General features: G+C 66.1%; 3 protein-coding genes and 3 pseudogenes. 1 reads left to right on the forward strand and 5 read right to left on the reverse strand.

The genetic code is table 11. The features are described from left to right. Window positions 1–136 precede the first annotated feature (136 nt). Window positions 137–346 (reverse strand): annotated as a pseudogene (locus ACLQI9_RS10370) (transposase); the annotation flags it as partial. Between the two features lie 28 nt (window positions 347–374). Further along, window positions 375–647 (reverse strand): annotated as a pseudogene (locus ACLQI9_RS10375) (alpha/beta fold hydrolase); the annotation flags it as partial. A 136-nt stretch (window positions 648–783) separates the two neighbouring features. Here ACLQI9_RS10375 and ACLQI9_RS10380 point away from each other — a divergent pair. Further along, entirely contained in the window at window positions 784–1,410 is a 627-nt protein-coding gene (locus ACLQI9_RS10380; RefSeq protein ID WP_442391640.1) for a TetR/AcrR family transcriptional regulator, read from the forward strand. A 276-nt stretch (window positions 1,411–1,686) separates the two neighbouring features. On the opposite strand, the gene ACLQI9_RS10385 is transcribed toward ACLQI9_RS10380, so the two are convergent. From ACLQI9_RS10385 to ACLQI9_RS10395, 3 genes and pseudogenes are all read right to left on the reverse strand, one after another. Then, the gene (locus ACLQI9_RS10385; protein WP_442391641.1) at window positions 1,687–4,365 is read right to left on the reverse strand and encodes an ATP-binding protein; all 2,679 of its coding nucleotides are present in this window, start codon (window positions 4,363–4,365) and stop codon (window positions 1,687–1,689) included. Window positions 4,366–4,476: 111 nt separating this feature from the next. Beyond that, on the reverse strand, window positions 4,477–5,649 hold the full coding sequence (locus tag ACLQI9_RS10390) for a glycosyltransferase family 4 protein (RefSeq protein WP_442391642.1): 1,173 nt from the start codon (window positions 5,647–5,649) through the stop codon (window positions 4,477–4,479). Window positions 5,650–5,687: 38 nt separating this feature from the next. Beyond that, window positions 5,688–5,861 (reverse strand): annotated as a pseudogene (locus ACLQI9_RS10395) (DUF3592 domain-containing protein); the annotation flags it as partial.

Below are 5,861 nucleotides of genomic sequence, written 5' to 3' on the forward strand. Positions count from 1 at the left end.
TCGCATTCGACGCGGATCTCGTCGCGAACGTGCTCGGGGACCTGGCCGGCGCACCAGCGTTGCACGCGGGCGACGTCGAGCTCGGGAAGTCCGCCAGCGGCCACCAAGTGATGATCGCAGCCGAGAACCGCACCGGCTAGGCAGGCGCACGCAGCATCGGTTTCGGCTCGGCAACGCCGAACGCCTCGGCCGGGGTGGCCCAGCCAAGTACTAGACGTGGGCGGTGGTTGAGTTTCGCGGCGACGGCGTTGAGCTCGTCCTGCGTGAACGTGGCCAGATCGGCTTTCCTGTGCAGGTATTGGCGCAGCAGTCGGTTCGTGTTCTCGTTGGTGCCGCGCTGCCATGGCCCGTTCCCGAACATTTAGGGCTTCGAGCAGGGCGTCGAGGTAGCGTCGATGCTCGACGAATCGATACGAGTCGGGACCACTATCAGCCAGCTTGTCGGAATCACCCATGCCGATCAGGTCCGGCGCGATGCAGCGGCCTAACGGCTGCAGGTAAGGCAACACGTTGCGCCACAGATACGACGACGTGGGATTGCCGTGCAACAGCACGATCGGGTCGCCCTGTCCGGCCTCTACGTATGCCATCTCGCTTCCGAGAGCCCGGCGTCGGTGTTTTTGATACGGAAATGCCGCAGAGATCATGCTGGTGTCTCCTTCACACTGAGCGATACTCAACCGGGCACTAATGTAGTATTTTATATATTATGAGTCGTTGTCAAGCACCGCTACGGCAGGCAGGACGCCATGCACGCACGACCGCGCTAGGAGTCCGAGTCCGATGAGGCAAACGACGGCCAAACGCGGCAGACCCGCCCGAGGGCAGCCGAGCGGCCGCGACCGCCTACTGGCAGCGGCAAAGGCCGAGTTCGGCACGCGTGGATACGGCGCCACCACCATCGACCATCTGATCGCGACCGCGCAGGTCAACGCGCCGACCCTGTACCACCACTTCGGCGGCAAGCGCGGGCTGTTCGTCGCGGCCGCCATCAGCGCCTACGACCAAGTGCTGACTACCTTCCGCACCGCCGTAGCAGCCGAAACCAGCCGTGACTTCGTCACCGCCGTCGATACGATCTTCGATGTCTCGATCGAGATATTCGGCAGCGACCTCACCCTGCCGAGAATGTTTCTGGTCATTCAGTTCGAGTTACCGCGCCAACCCGGCCTTGCCGAAGAACTACAAGCTGCTCTGCGCGAATTCCGCCGCTTTTTCGACGACATCGCCGCACTCGCCCCCGCCGAACTGGCAGACGACGATTACGAACGCCGCAACCTCAGCCGAGCATTGATCGCCATCATCGACGGCCTCAACGGCCAAGCCCTGCTACTCCCACGAACCGACGAGTTCCCAGCCCTTGTAGGCACAATGCGAACATTGATCCGGCGGCCCCACTCTCAGCCGTGAGCCAATGTGAAGTCGAGATGGCTACCCTGACCGCACATCTGAGCAACGCGTGTATCACGGTCCACCGTAGTTTCGGCGACCGCATCAACGGCTCAACCATTTCGACGCTGTGACATCCGGTTACCCATCGCAGCCAACACCGTCTTCAGGCGCAAACGCCCAAGTGGACTCGTTCGCATCGAGTAGGTTCAGGCTCCGCCCAGTAGGCTGCGGCATCCGGAGCACCTTGGTGGAAACGTCATTTCGAGACCTAGATTCGAGACTCTCGTATCTGGTCTATTTCGAGACTTCGTTCAGTTTTGTTCGGGCCTGGTCGATTTGGTCGTAGGCGTAGGTCGCCATGTCGGCGGTGGTCATCGTTTCGCCCTTGTGGACGAGCGATTCGTAGGTCTGGTCGCCGAGGACGTCGCGTAGGTGTGCGATCAGGGTGTTGAACTCAGCAAGCATTGCGGTGTAGGGGACGCCGGCGAACCCGGTCATGGTGGCCGCTGGTTCGTAGCGTCCGAGCCGGTCGAACACGGCGGCGAGGGTTGAGAGGGAGCCGCGCACCGAGGTGGTGTTGCCCGCGTCGTGGTAGGTGCGGATCGCCAGCGTGATGTAGTCGAGCGCGGCCAGCGGGTCGCCGTATACGGCCTCGAAGGGGCACAGACTGACCGCCAGGAGTGACTCGGTGAAGCGGTTGCCGCTTTCCTGGGCGATCACCAGGCCCCGACGCAGGGCGTCGAGCGCGGCGACGGGATCGGCGTCGCGGACGGCGGCGTCGTGGTGGGCGTAAGGCTGGTCGTGGACGTAAAGCGCGAACGAGAGCACAAAGGGGTTGTGGGTGGCCTCGGCGGCGTCGATCAGGCCGTTCGCGGCGGCCATCGCTTCGTCATGGGACCCGGCGAGCGTCAGTGCGAGGACCAGGCTTGCCGTGATGAGTGTATGGGTGTCGCGACCGCGTGCGAGCTGGGCGCGGCACCACTCGACGCTCCGTTCGGGCTGGCCGATGTGCAGATACGCATTGGCAAGCCCGGCCTCGGCGCCGAACGGCACCTCTTCGTAGCGGCCACTGGCGATCACCAGCTGGGCGGCGTCGCTGTAGCGGACAGCGTCATCGGTCCTACCAACCTGGCAGCACCACGTTGCCATCACGTACAGGAACGCGAGCCGGGAATGGTCGGCGACGCGGGCGGGTTCGATGAGCTCTTCGGCCCAGGCTATCGGCTCGCGATTTTCGACCAGTACGCCGAGGCACGCCGCATACGTGGCGATGGCGGCGGCGGTGTCCAGATCGCCCTGGTCGGCCGCCCAGCGAAACGCGGTGCGCAGATTGGCCAGCTCGAGAGTGAACCAGTCGTAGGCATCCCGCTGGCGGGGGCTGTCCCACAGGGCCATGATGTCGGCTTCCCGCCCGGCGAAGTAGCGGGCATGCGCTGTCCGGGCTTCGGTCGCCGCCCCGCTGGCGACGAGTTGCTCCTCGGCGAACTGGCGGATCGTCTCCAGCATCGAAAACCGGGTCCGCCCCGCCGACCGGTCAGCGACCAGCAGCGACTTGCGCACCAGGGCATCGAGCAGATCCAGGGTGGCGAAGTCATCATCGGAACCCATGACGGCGCAGGCACTTTGCAGGTCGAATCCCCCGGCGAACACCGAACACCGCTCCAGCAGCGGTTTCTCCGCGTCATCGAGGTGGTCATAGGACCATGCCACCGCGTGGCGCAGCGTTTGGTGGCGTGCCAGGCCGCGCCGGGAGCCCACCAGCAGCCGCAACCGCTGATCGAGCCGATCACGCACCTCGCTGACGGTCATCGACGCCATCCGCGAAGCCGCCAACTCGATGGCCAACGGGATGCCGTCGAGTCTGCGGCAGATTTCTACTACAGCGTCCGCCTCGCCGGGCTGGGCCAGCGAGAAGTCCGACACCACACTTTGGGCACGGTCAACGAAAAGGTTCACGGCGGCCGATTCGGCTCCCGAATTGACGTCGAGCGACGGGACACGCCATAACTGTTCTTCGCTGACCCCCAATCCTTCGCGGCTGGTCGCGAGAATCGTTACGGTCGCCGAGGCGGCGAGGATCGCCTCGACCAGATCCGCGACACTGTCGACAACGTGCTCGCAGTTGTCCAACACCAGCAGCCGGACTCTGCCCTCCAACGCGGCCGCGACACTGTTAGCCACGCTCTTCCCCGGCTGTTGGATGATGCCCAGCACCGCGGCCACCGCGTCGGGCACCACCGCCGGATCGGCGACCGCGGCTAAGTCGAAAAACCAGACCCCGTCGGGGAATTCATCGGCCAGTCGCGCCGCGACCTCCAGCGCCAGCCGGGTCTTGCCGACCCCGCCCACCCCGGTCAACGTCACCAGCCGATGAGCCTTCACCGCGGCTTGCAGCTCGGCGACCTCGGACTCGCGCCCGATGAAGCTCGTGGTCGCAGCCCGCAGGTTCCCCGGACTCGCATCCAGTGCCCGCAACGGCGGAAAGTCCGTGCGCAGGCCCTCTGCTCGGACCTGGAACACCCCGACCGCGGTGGGCAGATCCCGCAACCGCCGCGGCCCCAAATCCACCAGATCGACGCCGCTGAGCAGACCCGCGGTCGAATCGGCCACCAGGATCTGCCCGCCGTGCCCGGCGGCCATCACCCGCGCGGCTCGATTGAGCACCGCACCGAAATAGTCGGCCCCCCGCAACTCTGCCTCGCCGGTCGAGATCCCCATCCGCACCGGCAACTCCAGCTGCAGCTGCGCGGCCACCGCGGCATCGACGGCGGATCGGGGTGACGCGAACGCGGCACACACCCCGTCACCGGTGTGCTTGAACAGCCAGCCCCCGTACGCCCCGATCGCCGTGCGCAACACCTCGTCATGGGCGGCCAGCGCCACCCGCATCGCGTCCGCGTCGGTCTCCCACCGACGGGTCGAACCCTCAATATCGGTGAACAAAAACGTCACTACGCCCGAAGGCGGGTACACCTGCACAGGATGTCACACAAGCCCACGTCACGGCTGCACGGTGATTCCGACACCACGGTTTGAGTACCCGTCAACGATCGGGAGCAGTGTCAGCCGGTCTCGGGGCGCAGGTTAGTTGCCCCCCTGCGCATAACGCTTGGCAACCATCCCCCTTCGGGACACACACGCTCGGGAAGCTGGCGACAGCACCGCCTCGTAGTGGCCGAGCAGCTCGTCACAGATGACCGGCCAGCTGCGGCCGAGCACGCTGCGCCGGGCGGCCGGCGCGTAACGGTGTCGTTCGGCGAGCAGGTGCTCGACGGAGGCGGGTAGCCGGGCCTCGAACTCGTCGACTCCCAACAGCAACCCGGTGCGGTACGGGGCGACCAGGTCGCGCGGTCCGCCTGCGTCGGGGGCGATCACCGGCAGCCCCGACGCCAGCGCTTCTTGCACGACTTGGCAAAACGTCTCGTGCTCACCGGGATGCACGAAGACGTCCATGCTGGCGTACGCCGCGGCGAGCTCCTCGCCATACAGCGCGCCGGTGAAAACCGCTGTGGGCATTGCGGATTGCAGTTTGGCTTGATCGACGCCGTCGCCGACGATGACGACCTGCACGGAATCGTTGGCGTTCAGCGCGATCAGCCGCTCGACGTGTTTCTCCGGCGCGAGCCGCCCCACGAACCCGACGATCGGCTTGCCGGCCGGCGACCACCGCCGCCGCAGCGCCTCGTCGCGCGCGGACGGCGCGAACCGTAGCACGTCGACCCCGCGCGCCCACCGATGCACCCGCGGAAATCTGTGAGCGACAAGCGATTCCATCGTCACACTGGACGGCGCCAGCGTGCGGTCGGCCAGGCTGTGCAGGTGGCGAAACCACGCCCACGCCGCCCGTGTCGTCATCGGAATGCCGTAACTCGCCGCGAAACCGGGGACGTCGGTCTGGTACACCGCGACCGTCGGAACCCCTAGCCAGCGAGCCGCCTTCACCCCGCCGTAACCGAGCAGCGCCGGCGACGCCAGATGCACGACGTCGGGATCGAATCCCCGTAGCACGCTCACCATTCGGGGCATCGGAACCCCGAGCGGCAACGTGGTCACCTTGGGGAACATTCGCGACGGCACCCGATGCACCCGGATGCCGTCGTGAATTCGGTCCGCCCGCGGTTGACCCGGCGGGTTGTCGGGTGCGATGACGAGGGCTTCGTGACCGGCGCGACGCAGGTGCTCCTGGACACGCAGCACTGAGTTGCTGACACCGTTGACGTTGGGGAGGAAGGACTCGGCGACGATTGCAACGCGCACGACACCACGATCGCAGCGTCGGCTGTCGATAAGGTTGCCTACGGGCATACGTCGTGCGAAATCTGCTGGTCGGACGACTCGGCGCGGCGGTCCAGCCACCTATCCAGCAGCGCCAGACCCGTCAGGGCGGCCGCCGCAACCAGCCAGGCCACCACCGCGATGGATCCCGCGGGGACGATCGCCAGCCCGGCGTTGCGGTGCTGCACCCGAAC

Origin of the sequence: Mycobacterium sp., assembly GCF_052143115.1 — a bacterium.
Taxonomy (GTDB): Bacteria; Actinomycetota; Actinomycetes; order Mycobacteriales; family Mycobacteriaceae; genus Mycobacterium.